General features: G+C 34.1%; 18 protein-coding genes and 1 pseudogene. 10 read left to right on the plus strand and 9 right to left on the minus strand.

Going from position 1 to position 18,217, the window contains the following annotated elements; translation table 11 throughout:
- Nucleotides 1-67 precede the first annotated feature (67 nt).
- Complete coding sequence (locus LDM90_RS00115) at nucleotides 68-961, minus strand: EamA family transporter (RefSeq protein WP_187154035.1); 894 nt, start codon at nucleotides 959-961, stop codon at nucleotides 68-70.
- A gap of 384 nt (nucleotides 962-1,345) precedes the next feature.
- Between LDM90_RS00115 and LDM90_RS00120 the strand changes: the two genes are divergently transcribed.
- The 3 genes from LDM90_RS00120 to LDM90_RS00130 are packed head-to-tail and all read left to right on the plus strand — an operon-like array spanning nucleotide 1,346 to nucleotide 3,891.
- Nucleotides 1,346-2,074: an ABC transporter ATP-binding protein gene (locus tag LDM90_RS00120; protein ID WP_198214089.1), complete on the plus strand. Its 729-nt coding sequence runs from the start codon at nucleotides 1,346-1,348 to the stop codon at nucleotides 2,072-2,074.
- Nucleotides 2,074-3,243, plus strand: coding sequence for an ABC transporter permease (locus LDM90_RS00125; RefSeq protein ID WP_223896122.1), 1,170 nt, complete (start codon nucleotides 2,074-2,076; stop codon nucleotides 3,241-3,243). The genes LDM90_RS00120 and LDM90_RS00125 overlap by 1 nt, the downstream gene beginning before the upstream one ends.
- A gap of 30 nt (nucleotides 3,244-3,273) precedes the next feature.
- Entirely contained in the window at nucleotides 3,274-3,891 is a 618-nt protein-coding gene (locus LDM90_RS00130) for a TetR/AcrR family transcriptional regulator (RefSeq protein WP_198214085.1), read from the plus strand.
- A gap of 59 nt (nucleotides 3,892-3,950) precedes the next feature.
- On the opposite strand, the gene LDM90_RS00135 is transcribed toward LDM90_RS00130, so the two are convergent.
- Together LDM90_RS00135 and LDM90_RS00140 are read right to left on the minus strand one after the other, a co-directional pair.
- Nucleotides 3,951-5,174 (minus strand): ABC transporter permease, encoded by a 1,224-nt coding sequence (locus LDM90_RS00135; protein WP_198214083.1) that lies wholly within the window; start codon nucleotides 5,172-5,174, stop codon nucleotides 3,951-3,953.
- The gene (locus tag LDM90_RS00140; protein WP_223896123.1) at nucleotides 5,167-6,063 is read right to left on the minus strand and encodes an ABC transporter ATP-binding protein; all 897 of its coding nucleotides are present in this window, start codon (nucleotides 6,061-6,063) and stop codon (nucleotides 5,167-5,169) included. The genes LDM90_RS00135 and LDM90_RS00140 overlap by 8 nt, the downstream gene beginning before the upstream one ends.
- Nucleotides 6,064-6,541: 478 nt before the next feature.
- Between LDM90_RS00140 and LDM90_RS00145 the strand changes: the two genes are divergently transcribed.
- Nucleotides 6,542-6,703, plus strand: coding sequence for a transcriptional regulator (locus LDM90_RS00145; RefSeq protein WP_223896124.1), 162 nt, complete (start codon nucleotides 6,542-6,544; stop codon nucleotides 6,701-6,703).
- Between the two features lie 36 nt (nucleotides 6,704-6,739).
- The gene (locus tag LDM90_RS00150; protein WP_223896125.1) at nucleotides 6,740-6,901 is read left to right on the plus strand and encodes a transcriptional regulator; all 162 of its coding nucleotides are present in this window, start codon (nucleotides 6,740-6,742) and stop codon (nucleotides 6,899-6,901) included.
- Between the two features lie 349 nt (nucleotides 6,902-7,250).
- Here LDM90_RS00150 and LDM90_RS00155 read toward each other — a convergent pair whose 3' ends face one another.
- Nucleotides 7,251-9,227 (minus strand): PTS sugar transporter subunit IIABC, encoded by a 1,977-nt coding sequence (locus LDM90_RS00155; protein WP_198214077.1) that lies wholly within the window; start codon nucleotides 9,225-9,227, stop codon nucleotides 7,251-7,253.
- Nucleotides 9,228-9,434: 207 nt separating this feature from the next.
- Here LDM90_RS00155 and treR point away from each other — a divergent pair, with 207 nt between their 5' ends.
- Both treR and treC read left to right on the plus strand, forming a co-directional pair.
- On the plus strand, nucleotides 9,435-10,166 hold the full coding sequence (gene treR, locus LDM90_RS00160; RefSeq protein WP_198214075.1) for a trehalose operon repressor: 732 nt from the start codon (nucleotides 9,435-9,437) through the stop codon (nucleotides 10,164-10,166).
- The gene (gene treC / locus LDM90_RS00165) at nucleotides 10,163-11,815 is read left to right on the plus strand and encodes an alpha,alpha-phosphotrehalase (protein WP_198214073.1); all 1,653 of its coding nucleotides are present in this window, start codon (nucleotides 10,163-10,165) and stop codon (nucleotides 11,813-11,815) included. Before treR ends, treC begins: the two co-directional genes overlap by 4 nt.
- Before the next feature lie 271 nt (nucleotides 11,816-12,086).
- Here treC and LDM90_RS00170 read toward each other — a convergent pair whose 3' ends face one another.
- The 3 genes from LDM90_RS00170 to LDM90_RS00180 form a co-directional block, all read right to left on the minus strand.
- Complete coding sequence (locus LDM90_RS00170) at nucleotides 12,087-12,779, minus strand: ATP-binding cassette domain-containing protein (protein WP_198214071.1); 693 nt, start codon at nucleotides 12,777-12,779, stop codon at nucleotides 12,087-12,089.
- 15 nt (nucleotides 12,780-12,794) lie between these two features.
- Entirely contained in the window at nucleotides 12,795-13,556 is a 762-nt protein-coding gene (locus LDM90_RS00175; protein WP_223896126.1) for a hypothetical protein, read from the minus strand.
- Between the two features lie 280 nt (nucleotides 13,557-13,836).
- Nucleotides 13,837-14,730 (minus strand): LysR family transcriptional regulator, encoded by an 894-nt coding sequence (locus LDM90_RS00180; RefSeq protein ID WP_198214067.1) that lies wholly within the window; start codon nucleotides 14,728-14,730, stop codon nucleotides 13,837-13,839.
- Nucleotides 14,731-14,845: 115 nt separating this feature from the next.
- On the opposite strand from LDM90_RS00180, the gene LDM90_RS00185 reads away from it, so the two are divergent.
- A complete protein-coding gene (locus LDM90_RS00185) occupies nucleotides 14,846-15,388 on the plus strand; it encodes a PAS domain-containing protein (RefSeq protein WP_198214065.1) in 543 nt (180 codons plus the stop codon).
- Between the two features lie 72 nt (nucleotides 15,389-15,460).
- Here the strand turns inward: LDM90_RS00185 and LDM90_RS00190 are convergent, their stop codons facing one another.
- Together LDM90_RS00190 and LDM90_RS00195 are read right to left on the minus strand one after the other, a co-directional pair.
- Nucleotides 15,461-15,691 (minus strand): hypothetical protein, encoded by a 231-nt coding sequence (locus tag LDM90_RS00190; RefSeq protein WP_223896127.1) that lies wholly within the window; start codon nucleotides 15,689-15,691, stop codon nucleotides 15,461-15,463.
- Nucleotides 15,692-15,723: 32 nt separating this feature from the next.
- Nucleotides 15,724-16,308 carry a LysR family transcriptional regulator gene (locus LDM90_RS00195; RefSeq protein WP_223896128.1) on the minus strand — a complete coding sequence of 195 codons (585 nt, stop codon included), beginning with the start codon at nucleotides 16,306-16,308 and terminating at the stop codon, nucleotides 15,724-15,726.
- A 108-nt stretch (nucleotides 16,309-16,416) separates the two neighbouring features.
- Between LDM90_RS00195 and LDM90_RS00200 the strand changes: the two are divergent.
- Nucleotides 16,417-17,721 (plus strand): annotated as a pseudogene (locus LDM90_RS00200) (SDR family NAD(P)-dependent oxidoreductase); the annotation flags it as partial.
- Between the two features lie 216 nt (nucleotides 17,722-17,937).
- The gene (locus LDM90_RS00205; RefSeq protein ID WP_223896314.1) at nucleotides 17,938-18,114 is read left to right on the plus strand and encodes an FMN-binding protein; all 177 of its coding nucleotides are present in this window, start codon (nucleotides 17,938-17,940) and stop codon (nucleotides 18,112-18,114) included.
- The last annotated feature ends 103 nt before the right edge of the window (nucleotides 18,115-18,217 follow it).

Here is an 18,217-nt window from a genome sequence, read left to right on the forward strand (position 1 = left end):
TGATCCGACGTTTCCAAGTCATTTCGCTATTTTAGCACTTCACTTCCAATTTTCCAAGCTCTTGCAGTTACTTTGAAAATAAAGCCAAGATAAAAATGGCCACAATTACCAAAATATCTGCGAATTTCATCTTTTCTTTAAGGAAAATATCGCCAAAGATGACGCTGTATAAAGAGGTCATATTTAAAAAGATCCAGGCAATGCTTGAATTGGGAGAAGATGTTGCCAAAGTATAAGTTACTTGCGCTAAAAGCGTTAGAACTGCTCGGGAACCATAAATCAGGTAAACCTTGCCTTTAAGATTTTCGGCGCTGATCTTGAGAGTCCTGTTTTTATAAATAAAAGTAATTAAGGTAATTAAACAGCGCACATAAATTGTCATAATAGTAAAAAAGACCAGATCAATCGGTTTGATTAGGCCTTTAGTTAATAACGGTGAAAGTGCTGCTTGAATAATCAACAAGGGCGCAATTACGGCAAAAGTCGTCAACAGGTTTTTCAAATTTAAATTATTATGACGCTGCTCGAAAACAATATAAATAACTACTATTACAGTGGAAATAATCGAAACCAGATATGAGGATTTGCTAAAGTAGCCCATAGTCAGCAAGATGGCCCAAGGAATAAAAAGATCGGTCACCTTGCTCAAAAGCACAGACTGCATAATTGAAACTTTTTTGAACACATAGCTGTAACCATAGGCAACTATCTGCGCCAAAAAAGCATATAAAAGGACTTTAATAATATAGTTGTTGGTTATTCTGGGACTAGGAAAACTGTGCAGGACGTAAATCAGGAAGAAAGTCACTAAAACCGAGCTGCAAATATTATTTAAAAAGTTCACATCAATTGAGCTTTGCTTCCGATACCCCATTTGATAACGGTCAATAACTGATATTATTCCCCTGGAAAATGATGAAATAGTGGCAAAAATAATCAACCAAATATTACTGATAATCATGCTTCCTCCATATGAAAAACATAGTCTAAAACTATTACTAATATCTTGGTCTTTGCAGCCACAATTAAAAAGTCAGAGAAATATTTGTTATCAATAACTATGAGTTGTCTAGTTACTAAAATCCAGCCATTGGACATACAAAGTTTAAATGTATTCAAATGATGTTCACATATGACTAATCATAAAAATACAGTATTTGGTTTGAATAGTATTTTATTATACACCAAGTTAAAAATTCAAAAAAGTAGCTGTGAGTCATAATTATTTAAAAATACTTTTGCTACATTGACCAAAATTCATTTTTCTAACTCATTGTTCTTTACAAGTGAGTAACTACTCACTATAATATTTCTTTGTGAGTGATTACTCACTTTAGGAGGAAATATGAACAATTTTATTGAAATTCATAACTTAGTTAAAAAATATGGTAAAGAAACCATTTTGAACAATGTTAATTTAACACTTAAAAAAGGCGAAATCATCGGTTTAATTGGTCCCTCTGGTGCAGGAAAAACTACGACAATTAAAACAGCTTTAGGTATGGAAAAGGCGGACTCGGGATCTGCCTTAGTTTTAGGAAAGCAGATGCCGAATAGAAAAATTTTAGGTGAAATTGGCTACATGGCGCAATCAGACGCCCTATATACTTCACTAACAGGAGCAGAAAACCTGGAATTTTTTGGTGAAATGAAGGGTGTTGCTAAGAAAGATATAGCAGAACAAATTGAATATGTCGCTGAAGTGGTTGATTTAACAGATGCATTAGATAAATATGTTAAAGAGTATTCCGGAGGCATGATGCGCCGCCTGTCGCTAGCAATTGCCCTACTTTCTTATCCTAAATTACTTGTTCTAGATGAGCCCACTGTCGGAATTGATCCCGCTTTACGTAGAAAAATCTGGCATGAATTAAATAATTTACGCAGTCAAGGTTGCAGCGTATTAATCACCACTCATGTTATGGATGAGGCTGAAAAAACTGACCGCGTCGCCTTGCTTCTTCATGGTGAAATTATTGCTTTTGATCATCCGCAAGTTCTTGAACAGAATTATGGCGTACCAACTATTGAAGATGTCTTTTTAAAAGCAGAACAGAAGGAAGGAGAAAAATAATGAGAGTAACAGCAATTGTCAAAAAAGTTTTAAAAGAACTTTTTCGTGATAAAAGAACTTTAGCAATGATTTTTCTGGCACCAATTTTAGTCTTGTGGTTGATGAATGTAATGTTTGCTTCCAATTCATCAACCAGTGCTAAGCTGGCGGTGGTTGATGTCCCTCATCAAGTAAACAAAAACTTAGACAAAGTGGATCACGTTTCCATAAAAAAATATACCGACAGAACTCAAGCAAGAAAGAAACTAAAACAAAATAAAATCGACGGTGTGATCTATTACCACCACAATAAATACTATGTAGATTATGCTAATACGGATTCGAGCAAAACTGCTCTGACCAAACAAGCTTTGAAAGCTGCAATTACGGGGCAGTCAATTACTAAAATGAAATCTGCACTAACTCGGAGTCAAAAACAATTAGTTAAATTATCTAAACAATTAGCTATTGTAGCGCAAAAAAATGGTATGCAAGTACCGACCAAACCAAGTGCGCAAAAGAAACCTAAACAAAAGAAGGCAAAAAAAGCTAAGATTATCAATAAATATTACTACGGTAACAGTGATACAGGCTTTTTTAATAAGATTGAGCCCATCTTAGTTGCCTTCTTTATCTTCCTGTTTGTTTTTCTTATTTCAGGAATGGCATTGTTAAAAGAAAGAACCACAGGCACTTTGGACAGATTATTGGCCACTCCCGTTAAAAGAAGTGAGATCATCTATGGTTATATGATTAGTTATGGCATAGTTGCTGTCATTCAATCAATAATCATTATTGGTGTCACAATCTGGTTATTAAATATTGAAGTAGCAGGCAATGTGTTGTGGGTAATTTTAATTAGTATTCTAGTAGCAATGGTTGCTTTAGCTTTCGGTTTCTTGCTATCAACCATTGCAGAATCAGAATTTCAAATGATGCAGTTCATCCCACTTGTAGTTGTGCCACAAATATTCTTCTCAGGTATTATTCCCCTCGATTCAATGGCGAACTGGGTATCTTACCTGGGTAAAATACTGCCACTAACTTATGCGGGAGACGCATTAAATCAAGTAATACTTTACGGCCGCGGATTTGAATCATTTGCTGGCGATATGCTAGCTTTATTAATATTTATAGTTGTCTTAGTAGCATTAAACATTGTTGGCTTAAAACGGTACCGCAAAGTATAATTAAGCTAAAAGCAGAAAAAGGTGATATTTTTGGTCCAAGTTATTTCCGCATATGAAAAAGAACTAAACAATGAAAAAATTCCAGCCGGGAAAAAGAAGGTATTGTTAGCAGCACTTGATTTATTTTCAAATCAAGGCTTTCATGCTACTACCACCTCTAAAATCGCAAAAGCGGCTGGAGTAAGCGAAGCCACAATTTACAAATATTTCCAATCAAAAGATGATTTGCTTAAAAAACTACTCAGTCCCTTATTTATTGAATTACAGCAAGACTTTATTGGCAGTCTTTCCCAATATCAAACTTTGGACGCATTGGTCACTTTTATTGTCAAAGACCGACTTGAATTTATTAAAGCCAACTTTGATTTTATCAAGTTGCTTTTACAAGAAATACTGACTGACCCCAAATTACTGCAATATTTTAAAGATCTAATCAGTAAGGAAACTGATTTTATTAATGTGTTCAACAGTTGGAAACTAAAATTTTCTGAAATTGACTCGAGCTTAACTCCAATTGAAATAATTAGAATAATTATTGGACCTATAGGAGCCTTTGCCTTACAAACAGACTTCTTTAACTTCCAAGGAGACACTACTACCGATTACGGCTTGATTAAAAAACAAATTATAGCTGGACTAACCAATTAAGAGCAGTTTAGTTTCACATAAAAAGACTAGGATTTTTTCGTCCTAGCCTTTTTTATTACTTATGCTTTACTATATGCCAGCCCTCGTTTTAGTCTCTTCCAAAAACTGGTATCTTCTGTTTGTAAAATTACGCCTTGATAAATTTTACTAATGTATACTGTTAAAGCAACAATACTTACTATTAAAATTACCAGCGACAAAGTAACTTCCATATTACCAACGTGGCCATTAATTATACGAATTGGCATCATGAATGAGGAAAAGAAAGGTACGTAAGATAATACTTGTGGCAGAATTTGTTCTGGGTTAGTAATAAGCGCAAATGACAGGAAAAATGCAATGAGGGAAAGCATTGTAGTACCTTGAGCAGCTTTTGAAGAATCTTCCGGCTTAGCTACTAAAGCTCCTGAAAAGGCTGCTAATATCGTATAAATAATTACACCAAGAATCAGAAAAATGAGATTGACATTTAACAAATTGCCCAAAATTTTATTTATTACTACTTGATTGTTATGCATAAAAGAAGCCGTAATTTTTGAATGCAATGCCCAACGGTAAGTTGCCCAGCCGCCAACAATATAAATGATGAGCTGAGTAAAAATTACGCCGAAAATACCCAAAATTTTGCCTAAAAAATATTTTGCAGCAGTTGTACTGGAAAAAATGATTTCCATAATCTTCGTGCCCTTTTCAGAGGCTATTTCTTGAGCTGTAATACTACTGTAGGACATCAAAACCATATAAACGACCATAATCACAATAATTAAAGACACCATTTTAACCAATTTATCTCTCTGATGATTTTTCTGGAGTACTTCGCGATATTTTGGCTGTTGCTGTAAGGCTTTAAACTGACGTGGCGCTAATTGCGCCTGTTGCAAATTAAGCTGACTCTGCAAGACTTGTAAATAGCTTTTTACTTTGGGTTTCAATTCATCATCAATAGGTGACGCTCCATGATAAATGGCCTTAACCTGCTTTTTTTGCGTTTCAAATACCAAGTAGCCATCAATCTTTTCTTTTTTGACAGCCTTTTTAGCAGATTCAGCGGTTTTAATTTTAGCATCAACATATTTATCATTATTTTTAATAAAGTTTTGGCGAACTTGCTCATTGGAACTGATAACTGCAATCTGACTGTCTGGATCAGAACTAGCACCGACAGCTCCTCCTAAAGCACCACAACCAATTATGAAAAATGGACCCAGAATCAAAAGCAGAAAAGACCAAGACTTAACTTGATGCCAATAAGTTTGCAGCGTTACGGTCCATAATTTATTCATGTTGTTCACCAGCTTCCATTCTAAATATTTCGTCAAGTGTTGGTGGTTGTTGCCGGAACTCTTCAACATATTCGCCATTTGTCAATGCGTCAAAGACTTCCGGACCACTATTTTCATTTTCAATTCGCAAAAGATATTGGCCATGCGCTTTCTTTTCCACTTTTTTAACGTGAGGGAGCTGCTGCAATTCTGCAAGCGACTTAGTAGTTTTGCAGTAAATTTCTGTTTTACCAAATGAGTCACGAACAGCGTCAACTGTACCACTTAAAACAACTTGTCCCTTTTTCAACATGATCAAACTATCGCAGATTTCTTCGACATTTGACATATCGTGACTGGAAAAGATAATTGCTGCATTATTCTTTTTAGCATCTAAAACTGCGTTTTTAAGCAAATCTGCATTTACCGGATCCAAACCACTAAAGGGCTCATCCAAAATAATTAAATGGGGCTGATGAATTAAAGTACAAATTAACTGCACTTTCTGCTGATTACCCTTCGAAAGTGTTTTTATTTTGTCACTTTTCTTACCCTGCACATCAAAGCGTTTCAGCCAGTCATCAATTTGCGGTTTTATCTCTTTTGCAGGGCGGCTTTTTAGCTCCGCCAAATAAACAATTTGCTGCTCAATAGTCATTTTGGGTAGTAAACTGCGTTCTTCCGGCAAATAGCCTATCGTATCAAAAGTTTTTTCAGTAATGGGCTGATCTTCCCAGGAAATTTTTCCGTCGTAATGAAGAAAATTTAAAATACTGTGAAAAGTGGTGGTTTTCCCTGCACCATTTTGACCAATCAAACCCATAATTTCACCAGGCTGAATGGTAAAGTTAACATCTTGAAGCGCTGGAAAAGTATCAAACTTTTTACTTAAATGTTCTACTTTTAGCATAGCTCCCTCCTTTATTCTAATAATAACATAAGCAGATTTTACTATATGCATTCATGTAAAAGCAATACTTTTTTAATTTAATCAGACTAAAAGCAGCAATAATTGCTGTACTATCGTTCGTAACTATATTCTTCAATGCCTCTAGCACAATTCTAGATTGGGATCTGAATTACTTTTCTAAGCCATTAGGAATATTTTTGACAACATTCAACACCTCTTAAGTTTAAAAAATTACACGCTATAAAAAAGTAAGATCAAACTAAAGGGACTAACACCAAATTGAATATAGGAAGTTAATACTTAGTTAGCAACCAACAGAGTTTCCTAATTTTAGAGTCTATATCAGAAGTAGCTCTTTTTCTCTTCAATATCTCTAATAGATCTACTTTCATATCTTTATAGCATTACAAATATTTATATAACTTTACAAATAAATAAAATGATGTACAATTAAGAAGTAAGAAGGGAGGTGACAATTATGAAAAAAAATAAAAAAGTAAAGACTTGTATCCTCATAAAAGTGCCTACAAGTCTTTACGAAGATTACAAACGCGTTTTGCACAAAGATAGTCGTATAGTCACTTACGACTTACTGAACTATATGCAAAAAGTCGTTAATAAAGATCTTGAAAAAAAATAATTTCAAATCTGTAAAATTAAAGAGGGGGTGATAATTATGGCACAAACCAAAAAGGTCATGCGCAGCGTTACCATACGAGTTCCTAAAGATCTTTATGAAGATTACAAACGCGTTTTGCACAAAGGTAGTCGTATAGTCACTTACGACTTACGAAACCACATGCAAAAAGTTGTGGATGAAGATCTTGAAAAAAAATAATTTCATATTATAAACCTAATTTAATAAGTTTTTAGAAAATAAACTTATTAATCGAGTGATTTTTATGTAATAACAAAGGAGACTAAAAGATTCCTTTTGTTGCCATCATTTTTTCTATGTTTAATTGGTGAAATAGACACTACAATTATTCAATTGAACAGTGTCTATGTTACCTATCATTTAAAAGTTTTATTTCATTAATATCTACATTCCTCTTCAGATTCAACCGCTTTATTATAGTTTCAAAAATACATTATAAAAGGGCTCTTGACTAATCACTATTAGTTTTAGAACCCTTTTATATAATTCAATATTTTTTAAAAATTAATCTATTAAACAACCCCACATATTATAAATCAGCTAAATTCTTTTTCTTGGGTGCAGTCTTAGGACTATCAGCATCATTCTCCTTATAACCAAAGAAGTAAGTCAAAGCAAATGCAGCAACAATAGTCACAATAGAAGCAATCCAGAAGTTCAGCAGGTTATTAGGATTGCCTTGTCCGGCTTTAGGAACAAAGGATGGGAATCCAATCAAACTGCCAGTAAAGCCATACATATCAACTTTAAGTAGTCCGTTTACCAATCCGCCAATGGCAGCACCAAGACTGGAAGTCATAAATACACGACCGTACTTTAAGTTAACACCATACATTGCCGGCTCAGTAATACCTACAGCTGCAGAAATAGCAGCACTTAAAGATAATCCCTTTAGGTCAGGATTATGCTTGGTCTTAAACCAGACAGCAAGTGCACCAGCACCCTGTGCAATCATAGTTACTGAAACAATACCGTTTAAAATACTGTGTCCTGTTGCAGCAATATCATTCGCAATAATTGGAACTACTGCCCAGTGCAGTCCGAAGATAACCAGTATCTGGTAAAGACCACCGATGATTAAACCGGAAAGTGCAGTGTTGACAGTTAACAGCCATTGCAATACTTTAGCAATTCCCGTAGAAATAAATGAAATTACTGGGCCTACGATAATTAAGACTGTCATCCCTACTAAAAAGATTTCTACTAGAGGAGTAAAAATTTGTCTTAATGTGACTGGCATCCACTTCTTAATCCATGGTTCAATTTTAGCAGCCATCCAAGCCGCAAAAATCATTGGGAAAATCGAATAAGTATATTGTGGAATATGAATTGGAATACCGAAGAAGTTGGCATTAATACCTACACCAGCCAGGAAGTAACTGAATTTACCGCTGGCATAAATTTTTACTAAATCAGGGTAGATCAGAAAGCCGCCAATAATAGAAACAACTACTGGATTAGAGCCTAATCTTTGAGCTGCAGTAAATCCAACAATTAAAGGCAAGAAGTAAAACGACGCATCCCCCATTGCATTGATAATTGTGTAAGTTGGCGAAGCCGTAGACATGTGGCAAAAGTTAGTTAAAATGTTAAGAATACCTTTTAACATACCACTGGCGGCCAGCAAACCAATTACTGGCATCATAGAGCCGGTAATTACACCTATTAACTGAAAGAAGCCATTTTTAATCTTGCCACCAATAGATTGGTCAGCCTCTGGAACTGGAGCAGCTGGTGTAGTCTCCCCTTGTCCGGCATATTCAGGCCCGAGCAGCTTAATTAGTTCATCATAAACATCTTCTACTGTTTGACCAATAACTATTTGGTATTGGTTATTAGCACGGGTAACATCAATAACACCTTTAATATTATTAACTTCGTCATCATGCGGAATACTATTATCCTTCAAAGTAAATCGTAATCTGGTAAAGCAGTGCATAACGTTTTTAACATTGCCAGCACCACCAACTGCCTTAACAATTTCACGTGCTGTAGTTTGATATTTATTTTCATCTTTACTAGCTACAGGTGAAGTCTTGGTTTGCTTCAATGTGATAGTGGCAGCAGATTCACCAGCAGACTTGGTGCCAAGAGCAACATCGATACCAGCTAAAACATCAGCGGTATTAGTGATTGCCAAGATCACTGTATCGTCTTTTTGGGCATCTTTAATCTCCTGCAGATCCATTGTCCCCAATTGTTGGCCTGCTTTTACTTCTGATCCTGATGCTACTTGCCAGTCAAATGGTTTGCCATCAAGTTCAACGGTATCTATACCCAGGTGAATCATCACTTCCACACCCTCTGCTGTTTGCAAGCCGAGTGCATGTTTAGTTTCAGCAACCATTACCACCTTACCCGTTACTGGTGAAACTATTTTCCCAGAACTAGGTTTAACAGCAAAGCCTTCACCTAATTTTTTCTGGGAAAAAACCGGATCATTAACATCACTGAGATTAATGACCTGACCAGCAACAGGTGCCAGTATTTTAATCGTACTACTCATATTTTAGCCTCCAGAAAATTACAACATAAAAGGTCGTCATATATATTGATAACGCTTTCCTTAAAATTATAGTTCTTGTATAGACAGGTGTCAATAAATTGATTATTATGGTGTTGTAATAAATATTTTTTTATTTTTTATCGGTCTAGACAGGTTAAAAATAAATGTAAGGTGGTATGATTAATGTTAAAAGGTGGATAACTAATAATGAGAGCTAAATATTTACAAATAGCAGCGGATCTAACAAATAAAATAAAGCACAAGCAATATGTTGCCGGTGATTTTTTACCAAGTGAGCCTGCTCTGTCAGAGCTTTATAACGTTTCACGTGAAACAATTAGAAAAGCTTTAAACGAGCTCTTGGATGCCGGTATAATTCAAAAAATAAAAGGAAAGGGCTCAGTAGTTATTAACGCAGCTCGAATTGCCTTTCCGATTTCTAACATCGAATCTTTTGATGAACTGAACAAGCAAAAGCAAATGAATGCTGCAACTAAAATATTGGAATTAAAAGATGCACAGATGCCTTTTATAATCCGTAAGCATTTATCCTTAACAGAAACTGCCGCAACCTACGTAGCCCGTTTAAGATCAATCAATCATGAGCCAATAGTGGTTGACGAAGATTATATTTTAAAAAAATATGTACCTGACATATCACTTGAACAGGCTAAAAGTTCCTTATACCACTATTTTGAACATGATTTAGGACTTGAAATCGATTATGCAAGTAAAACTATTACCGTAGAACCGGCAAGTAAAGATGTAATGGAGCAGTTGCATCTTACCGATACTAACTTAGTGGTAGTAGTCCGTAGTTTAACTTATTTAAAGGATACTTCTTTTTTTCAGTACACTATTTCTCAACACCGACCTGATAAATTCAAATTTGTAGACTTCGCCCACAGAAAAGTTAAAAATGGAGGACTTATATTATGAGTTTGGCAGATAAAGTGATTTATCAAATTTATCCTAAATCTTTTTACGACAGTAATGGTGACGGCATCGGGGATTTAAGAGGAATTATCGCAAAAATACCCTACTTAAAAAAACTAAATATCGACATGATCTGGTTTAATCCCTTTTTTGTATCTCCACAAAATGATAGTGGCTATGACATTGCAAATTATTACGAAATTGATCCATTATTTGGCACAATGGCCGATTTTGAAGAATTAGTCACAAAGCTTGCTCAAAACCACATTGATGTGATGCTTGACATGGTTTTAAATCATTGTTCCACCGATCACATTTGGTTCAAAAAGGCGTTGGCCGGAGACGAATATTATCAAAAATTTTTTTACATCAGAGAACCTAAGCCAGATGGCAGCTTACCTAACAATTGGACATCTAAGTTTGGCGGACCAGCCTGGGCCCCATTTGGAAAGACCGGCAAGTATTACCTTCATTTATATGACAAAACTCAAGCTGATCTCGACTGGCATAATCCTGCAGTTAGAAAAGAATTATTTAAGGTTGTTAATTTTTGGCGTGACAAAGGAGTTAAAGGTTTTCGCTTTGACGTGATTAATGTTATTGGTAAAGACGAAAAACTCACTGATGCGCCTAAAAATACTGCCAGCAAATTAATGTATACAGACCAGCCGATAGTGCATCAATACCTAAAAGAATTAAATCAAAAAACGTTTGGTCAGGAGCCAGATACGATTACTGTGGGAGAAATGTCCTCAACAACTGTTGCTAATTCTGTTGCTTATACTAAAAAAGGTAATCACGAACTATCAATGGTTTTCACATTTCATCACCTAAAAGTTGATTATCAAAATGGTCAGAAATGGACCAATATACCCTTTGACTTTTCCGCTTTAAAAAGTGCTCTTAATAAATGGCAGATTGGAATGAGTCAAGGTGGTGGCTGGAATGCTCTGTTTTGGAATAATCATGATCAGCCTTGGGCGCTGAGTCGTTTTGGCGATCCTATTCATTTTCGGGAAAAATCAGCTGAAATGCTGGCTACCGCAATGCACTTATTACGCGGTACCCCTTATATTTATCAGGGCGAAGAAATTGGCATGATCAATCCTAATTACCAAAAAATCACGGATTATGTCGATGTCGAAACACTCAATGCTTATGATGAACTTAAAAAGGAGGGCTTAAGTGACGCCAAAGCTCTGGCAATTATTCAGGCAAAGTCTCGCGATAATAGCAGAACGCCAATGCATTGGGATAGCACCGTTAACGCAGGCTTTACTACTGGAACTCCGTGGCTAAAGCCAAAAGATCAAGAACAAATTAACGTTGCGGCTGAACTTGATCATGGTGAAATTTTCCCCTATTATCAAAAGCTGATTTACTTGAGAAAACATTATCCCATTATCGCTAAGGGAAGCTATGAACCCATTGATTTGGATCACCCGCAAATTTTTGCTTATTGCAGACTTTATCAGGGACAAACCTTACTAGTAATAAATAATTTTTATGGGCAAAAAGTGACGTACGATTTACCCGGTTCTTATCAAGGACAAAAAACGCAAACTTTAATTAGCAACTATGACAGAAATTTAAGCGCAGTACCAAAGACTTTGGCTTTACAGCCTTATGAATCGCTGGCTTTGTTAATATAGCTAAAAGAATGACTTCTTTTGCTATAAAAACAATTTAAAAAATACTACAGTCGAAAAATTACCATCAGAATTTAAGATGAATTGCTCATGTAGCACTATTATTAATTTGACTAAAAAAATGAGGTGACTTTAAAATACTATTTAAGTCACCTCATTTTATATATAAGTAATACGCTTCTGCTTGATACGCCAAGCAAACCTAACCAAAATAGTTGGTTTAGCTCAATCAATTTTATATCTCTTATAAATTAAAAGTATAGTCACTCTTAATTTAACAAGATACTGCCTGACGCATTCTCTTAAATGCAATATCAATATCATCTGTATCTGCCGCCTGCAGCATTTGGCTAAGATTACCTTCAAAAACACACTTTTTGTTGCCAACGAATACAATGTGCGCCTGCAAAGAATTTAATTTAGCCAACTGGTGCAAAGTCATAATTACTTTTTTCTTTTTTTCAACAACTAAAGATTCAACTAAGTCTAAAATCAAATTTTCAATATAACTGTCAATTCCACTAAGAGGTTCATCGAACAAATATAATTCCCGTTCCATTATGCTAGTACAATAAACCATAACACATTGATATTCACCACCGGATAAAGTCCTTAGTTTAGTATTTATTAATTCTTTTATGATCTCATTATAAAAACGAACTTGTGCATTAGTGACTGCAACAGTATGATCATTCATCGATTTAAAAAAATTTATTACTTGTTTTACTGTCAGTTCATCAAAGAAAGACATGTTTTGAAATTTATAAATAATATTAGACATAGAAGGAAAATCAATCATAGCTGCAGCAGGACGATCAATAAAGCCATAAATTAGGTTAAGTAAAGTCGTTTTACCAGCACCATTACTACCAATGATCACATTTAACTGATCGGCAATAAATTTTGCGTTAAAATCGGCAAAGATTTCTTTCTTTTTATAAGAGAAGTTCAAATGTCTAATTTCCATATTGTCACCTTCCAACTATTTTTTTTCAAAAATTATAGAAATATTTTGTTTTGCAATAAAAATCATTCCAAATAGGACATAAATTAGAATAACGAACAATAAATTAATAAGATTTGCCCAATTTACTCTAGAAAACATCATTTGCATTATTACTTCATACCCCGTCATTAGGTATTTAACAGGCGTACATAGCAATAATAAATTTAATATTTCGTTTTTTGCTTCAAAAGCTGACACCATGAAAGAGAGCAAAATAATTAACGTAATCACAATATTGTAAGTTTGCAACCTTAATTTCACTGTAAGTAAAAAATATAAGCCCATAGTTAGAGGCAAAACAAACACAATCGCAGCTATTATTGTGGTCAATAGTAAATAGCCCAGATAAGCAAAGGATTTAAACATTAGTGTGGTGATTAAGTTAAAAAGGAATAATTCTATTATTAAAAACGTCCACTGCGATAAAAATTGACTAATCAATACTAGATACTTTGAATTGGTCACCATGTAAATAACTTTATAATAACCATAATCACGATACTCAACCATTGCCAGAATCACTGAATTTAGAGTAGTTGTTAAGGCAATATAGGCAAAATAGTAAGCACTTGCGCTAATTAGTTTATCCTTACTGACAGTATAATTATTAATCAAGACCGGAGCATTAGATATAGCAAAATATATAACTGGAAAGACAATGTTAAACATTAATGCAATTTTGTTGCTAAAAGCATTAATAAGGAAAACCTTGTAGAGCGCATAAAACTTTTTTTTCATAGAAATCTCCGTGAATATTACCTAACATTTTTGAAATAGATTAAACTTATCGCCTAAAAGATGTAACCCAAGTTTAGCTAAGAATCAAAGCTCAGATAATTTTCATTTTAAATAGATTTTTAGTCTAGCAGCAATAGTCAGTTTACTCTTAGCCTTCACTGTACGATAAATTATGAAAATTATATGTTATTTTAATATATCGGTCAATTAAATTTCATAGTTTTATTATTTAATGTCCTAAAAAACTTGCTAAAAAGACCGCATAATAACATTAGCAGGATCAATCAAAGTCAAAGGTAAAATCTTGAACAAACTTGATAAACTGATAAACAATTCTTTTTGCGTTATTTTCCTGCGTAATGGCTACTAAATCAACTTGCGGCTCCCAATCAAGAGGAACATAAATCAAGCTGCTATCAAGTTCAGGATAAATACAATAGAGACCTAATCCCAAGCCTTGTTTTGCCTTAAGCAATACATTTAAAGAAGATATTTCATCCGCATAAGTAATGGTTAGATTTTTATTTAAATGAATAATTTTGTTTTGAAGATTAATAATATCTTGTGCTGCCCATCTGTTATCTAAAAATAACAGTCTTTCATTTTGTAAATCAGTCAGCTTGACCTTTGTTTTTTTACTTAAAGGGTTATTTTGAGGAACAATTAATTTAAAAGGCTCTGATTCTATTGGATAAATTTTAATATTACTTAAGTCTGTTGCTTCTAACCCGGTTGTCAACATAATATCCAAATCATTAGATACTAATTGCTGTTTTAATTCGTTGCGGTTTAAATTTACCAATTCAAATTTAACTTGTGGAAAGTTTATCTGAAATTGTTTTATCCACAGGGGAATATATTTATCATTAAACGGATTATATGAATAGCCAAAATTTATTTTTAAGCTTTCTTCTTTATCTTTTTCTTGAATATCCTGCACCGCAGAATAATAGCTATTAATTAATGGCCTAATTTTATGATAAAAGTCTTTACCATTTTTCGTCACATTAACGTAGCGCTTATTGCGGTTAAACAGCTTAACACCGATCTCATCTTCAATAGCATTTATATCATGTGTAACGGTTGGTTGCGTAGCATGAATTGCTTTAGCCGTTTTAGTGAAATTTTTTGTTTCTACTAAATTAACAAAAGTAACTAATTTTTTAATATCCATATGTATCTCTTATAATCTATTTCTATTATTAATAACTGATATTAATTTCACTTATAAGTATAAATAAAATATACTATTTTTGTAAACGGCCTATACAACAAATAAGGAGATTAAAATGGTTAAACATACAGAAGAAGCTACAAGTTCATGGATTACAGAAACTGCTACAAAAGTTAAGGCTGCTAAAGGTTCAGATTATGTAGAATTGGACCAAGGGCTGCTAACAGTTGATCAATTAGATGCGCTGCTCAACTGCCTGCCACTTGAATTGATTACTATTGACAAAGATGATCGCTATGTATATTGCAATAACGAAATTCCTAAAAAAATGCTGCTTTCACCACGGTGGCCAGAAAAATTGGGACAAACTTTATCAGAAGTTCACAAAAAAACTTCAATGCCTCATGTTCAAGAAATAATGGATTACGCCAAGACTGGTAAAACCTATAAGCTTATCAAGCCAAGTGCTGATGAGTACATGGTTGCTTCCTTTAAAAATATGACTGATAAAAATGACCAATATACTGGTGTTACTGAATGGATTGTTGATTTACTGCCAATCATTAATTGGTACTTAAAGCAAACAGGTCAAAAATTAGTACTTGACGAGAATAAAAAAGCTACAGATGCTGATTCTGGAGCTTCAATGCAAGCATAAATTATTAAATCCTCCAATATAATATTGGAGGATTTTTCTATAATTCATTTTGCAGGAAATCAATAAATTGTTTTACCACCTGCCTTTTATTATTTTTTTAACGACAGCCCCATAGCTAATAGTTGGACTTAAGGCCAATGGCACTTTTCTTAGTTGTTCATCAAAATCTGTATAAATAAATTTCAAACCTATTGTTATTCCTTGTAAAGCACTAACTAAAATCAGAGCACCAGCCAAATCATTTGTAAATGTTACATTTAGGTTTGCATTTGCATTAATAATTTTATTCTGTAAATTAATCATTTCAATTCCGGTTAAGTCATTATCAACAAAAATCAGATTCTGCTTAGTAAAGTCTGTAATAGAAAGCTCAGATTTATTGGACAGAGAATTACTATATGGCACAATGGCAAAAAATTTATCTTTAAGTAAAGGGTAAAATCGTATATTTTTAAGATCTGATGCATCCCCCCTTTGCTTGTCAAAAACAAGTCAATATTTTCATTTTCCAAATATTGTTTTAACTTATTATGATCTAAAATCGTTATATTAAATTTGGTTTTAGGAAATTGTATATTAAATTTTTTTATCCATTTTGGGATATTATTTAGATTATAAGGAGTTACTGTACAGCCAATATTAATAATATCTGCTTCTTTTTCTTCATTAGATCTTATACTTTGAAGGGCTAAATAATACTTATTTATTAATGGCTTAACTTGATTATAAAAAATAAGACCATTTTTTGTTGGTACTACATGTCGTTTATTTCGTACAAACAATTTTTGACCTGTTTCATCTTCTATCGACTTAATAATATAACTAACACTTGGCTGAGTGAGATTTAAGTTCTGGGCAGTTCGTGTGAAATTTTCAGTTTCTACCAAATTTACGAAAATTTTCAGTTTATTAATATCCATAATCAATTTTCCTTATTTACCATAAAAGATTTCTATTATAGAATTAATTCCATATAATTAATACTGTAAGCGCTACTTTTGGCTTTTTGCGAAAGGAAGTAGATAATTATGGATTTTGGTTTAAAGAATAAAGTTGTTGTAATTACGGGAGCAACCGGTGGAGTTGGTCAATCACTGGTAAAAGAGTTTGCAAAAGAAGGGGCAAAACTTTCCATTTCTTCAACTAGTCAAGAAAAATTAGATAGATTTTTGCCTACTTTAGATATTGATTCAGATCATTTATTAACGTCAATAGTTGACGTGACCAAAGAAGATCAGGTTAAATAGTTCATTTCAAAAACAATTAAGCATTATGGTAGTTTAGATATTTTAGTACCAAATGCTGGTGATGAAGGCAAATCCTTGCCAATTGAAAAACAAACTTATGAAAATTTTGAGCATACTTTTGCAGTTAATGTCTTTGGAGTCATGTATTGTATGAAATATGCAGCACCACAAATGATTAAACAAAATTCAGGACATATCGTTGTATTAGCTTCTGATGGCTCAATGGTTGGAGCACCAGCAATGTCGCAATATTGCTCTTCTAAGCATGCAACGCTTGGTCTAGTTAAAAGCGTCGCGTTAGAACTTGGTCCCCATGGCATAAATGTTAATGCAGTATCACCTGGAGCTATTGACACAGATATGATGAAGAGAATTGAGAAAATGGCTTTTCCTAATCTTACTCATGAAGAAGCATATAAGAAATACGCAGCCGCTTATCTTGACAATCGTTACGCTACTCCAAAAGAAGTGGCCGATGTAGCGATCTTTCTAGCATCTGATCAAGCAAGTCATATCAATGGCGGTGGCTTATATCACGGTTTGACTTATGCAGTTGCAAATGGCCAGCGTGGCATTTTAGCATACACTTGGTCGGAACTATACACAGGCAGCATTTTTGTTGTAGGTAATGATGGTACACGTTACTTTGCAGAAGACCAGCATTCTAAAGCCGGCTATCTGTTTATTCATGGTTTTGGCAGACACCCATATTTGACTACACAATCTTGGATTATTTTTGATCAAAAGCAAAAAGCCAAATTGGAAAAAATACAGGATAATGCATTACAATCTGCTTTAAATAAGGCAATTGCAGCCTCCTCTATTAGTGAACTTGCAGCAAAACTTAATTTTGATTCAACCATTTTTAGCAACACAGTTAAGGACTTTAACGAACTTGCAAAATTAGGTAAGGATTATTCATTTAGCAGAAATGGCGAGACAATGACTCCTCTTGATGATAGGCAAATATACGCAATTAAGTTGCAGCCTGCAGCTTTAAACACTCAGGGAGGTCCACGCAGAAACGAAAAAGCTGAGGTTTTAAAGCCAGATAGCTCGGCAATTAAGGGCTTATATAGTGCTGGCAAAGCCGGTAGCATAACCACTAATCAATATCAAGCTGGTCAAGATGTTGCAGAGCTGTTGATATTCGGTAAAATTGCTGGAGAAAATGTCGCTCAAGAACCAGGAGAAAAAGTAGAAAACGTTGCCCCACTTGACCCTAAAATTCTAGCTAGTGACGAACAAACAGAAAACTACCAGCTTGGTGCGAATCAGTTTCTTGGTAAAAGTGATCAGGGCATGGGAAATGAGTTTGTGGTCAAAGTAACCATGGATAAAAATAACCAAAATATCCAAGATATCAATGTCATCAAACAAAGTGAAACTAAAGAAATTGGCCAAAAAATCATTAAACCTTTGCTTCACAACATTATTGAATCTAATTCAACCAATATTGACGCGGTTTCTGGGTCTTAACTGACTTCGAAAGCTGTTAAAAGCGCCGTAGATGATGCATTGGCAAAAATCAAATAATATAATTTCTTTATTAGAATAAAAATATTTTTACTTTGATATCAAC

Origin of the sequence: Lactobacillus huangpiensis, assembly GCF_019972815.1 — a bacterium.
Classification (GTDB): Bacteria; Bacillota; Bacilli; order Lactobacillales; family Lactobacillaceae; genus Lactobacillus; species Lactobacillus huangpiensis.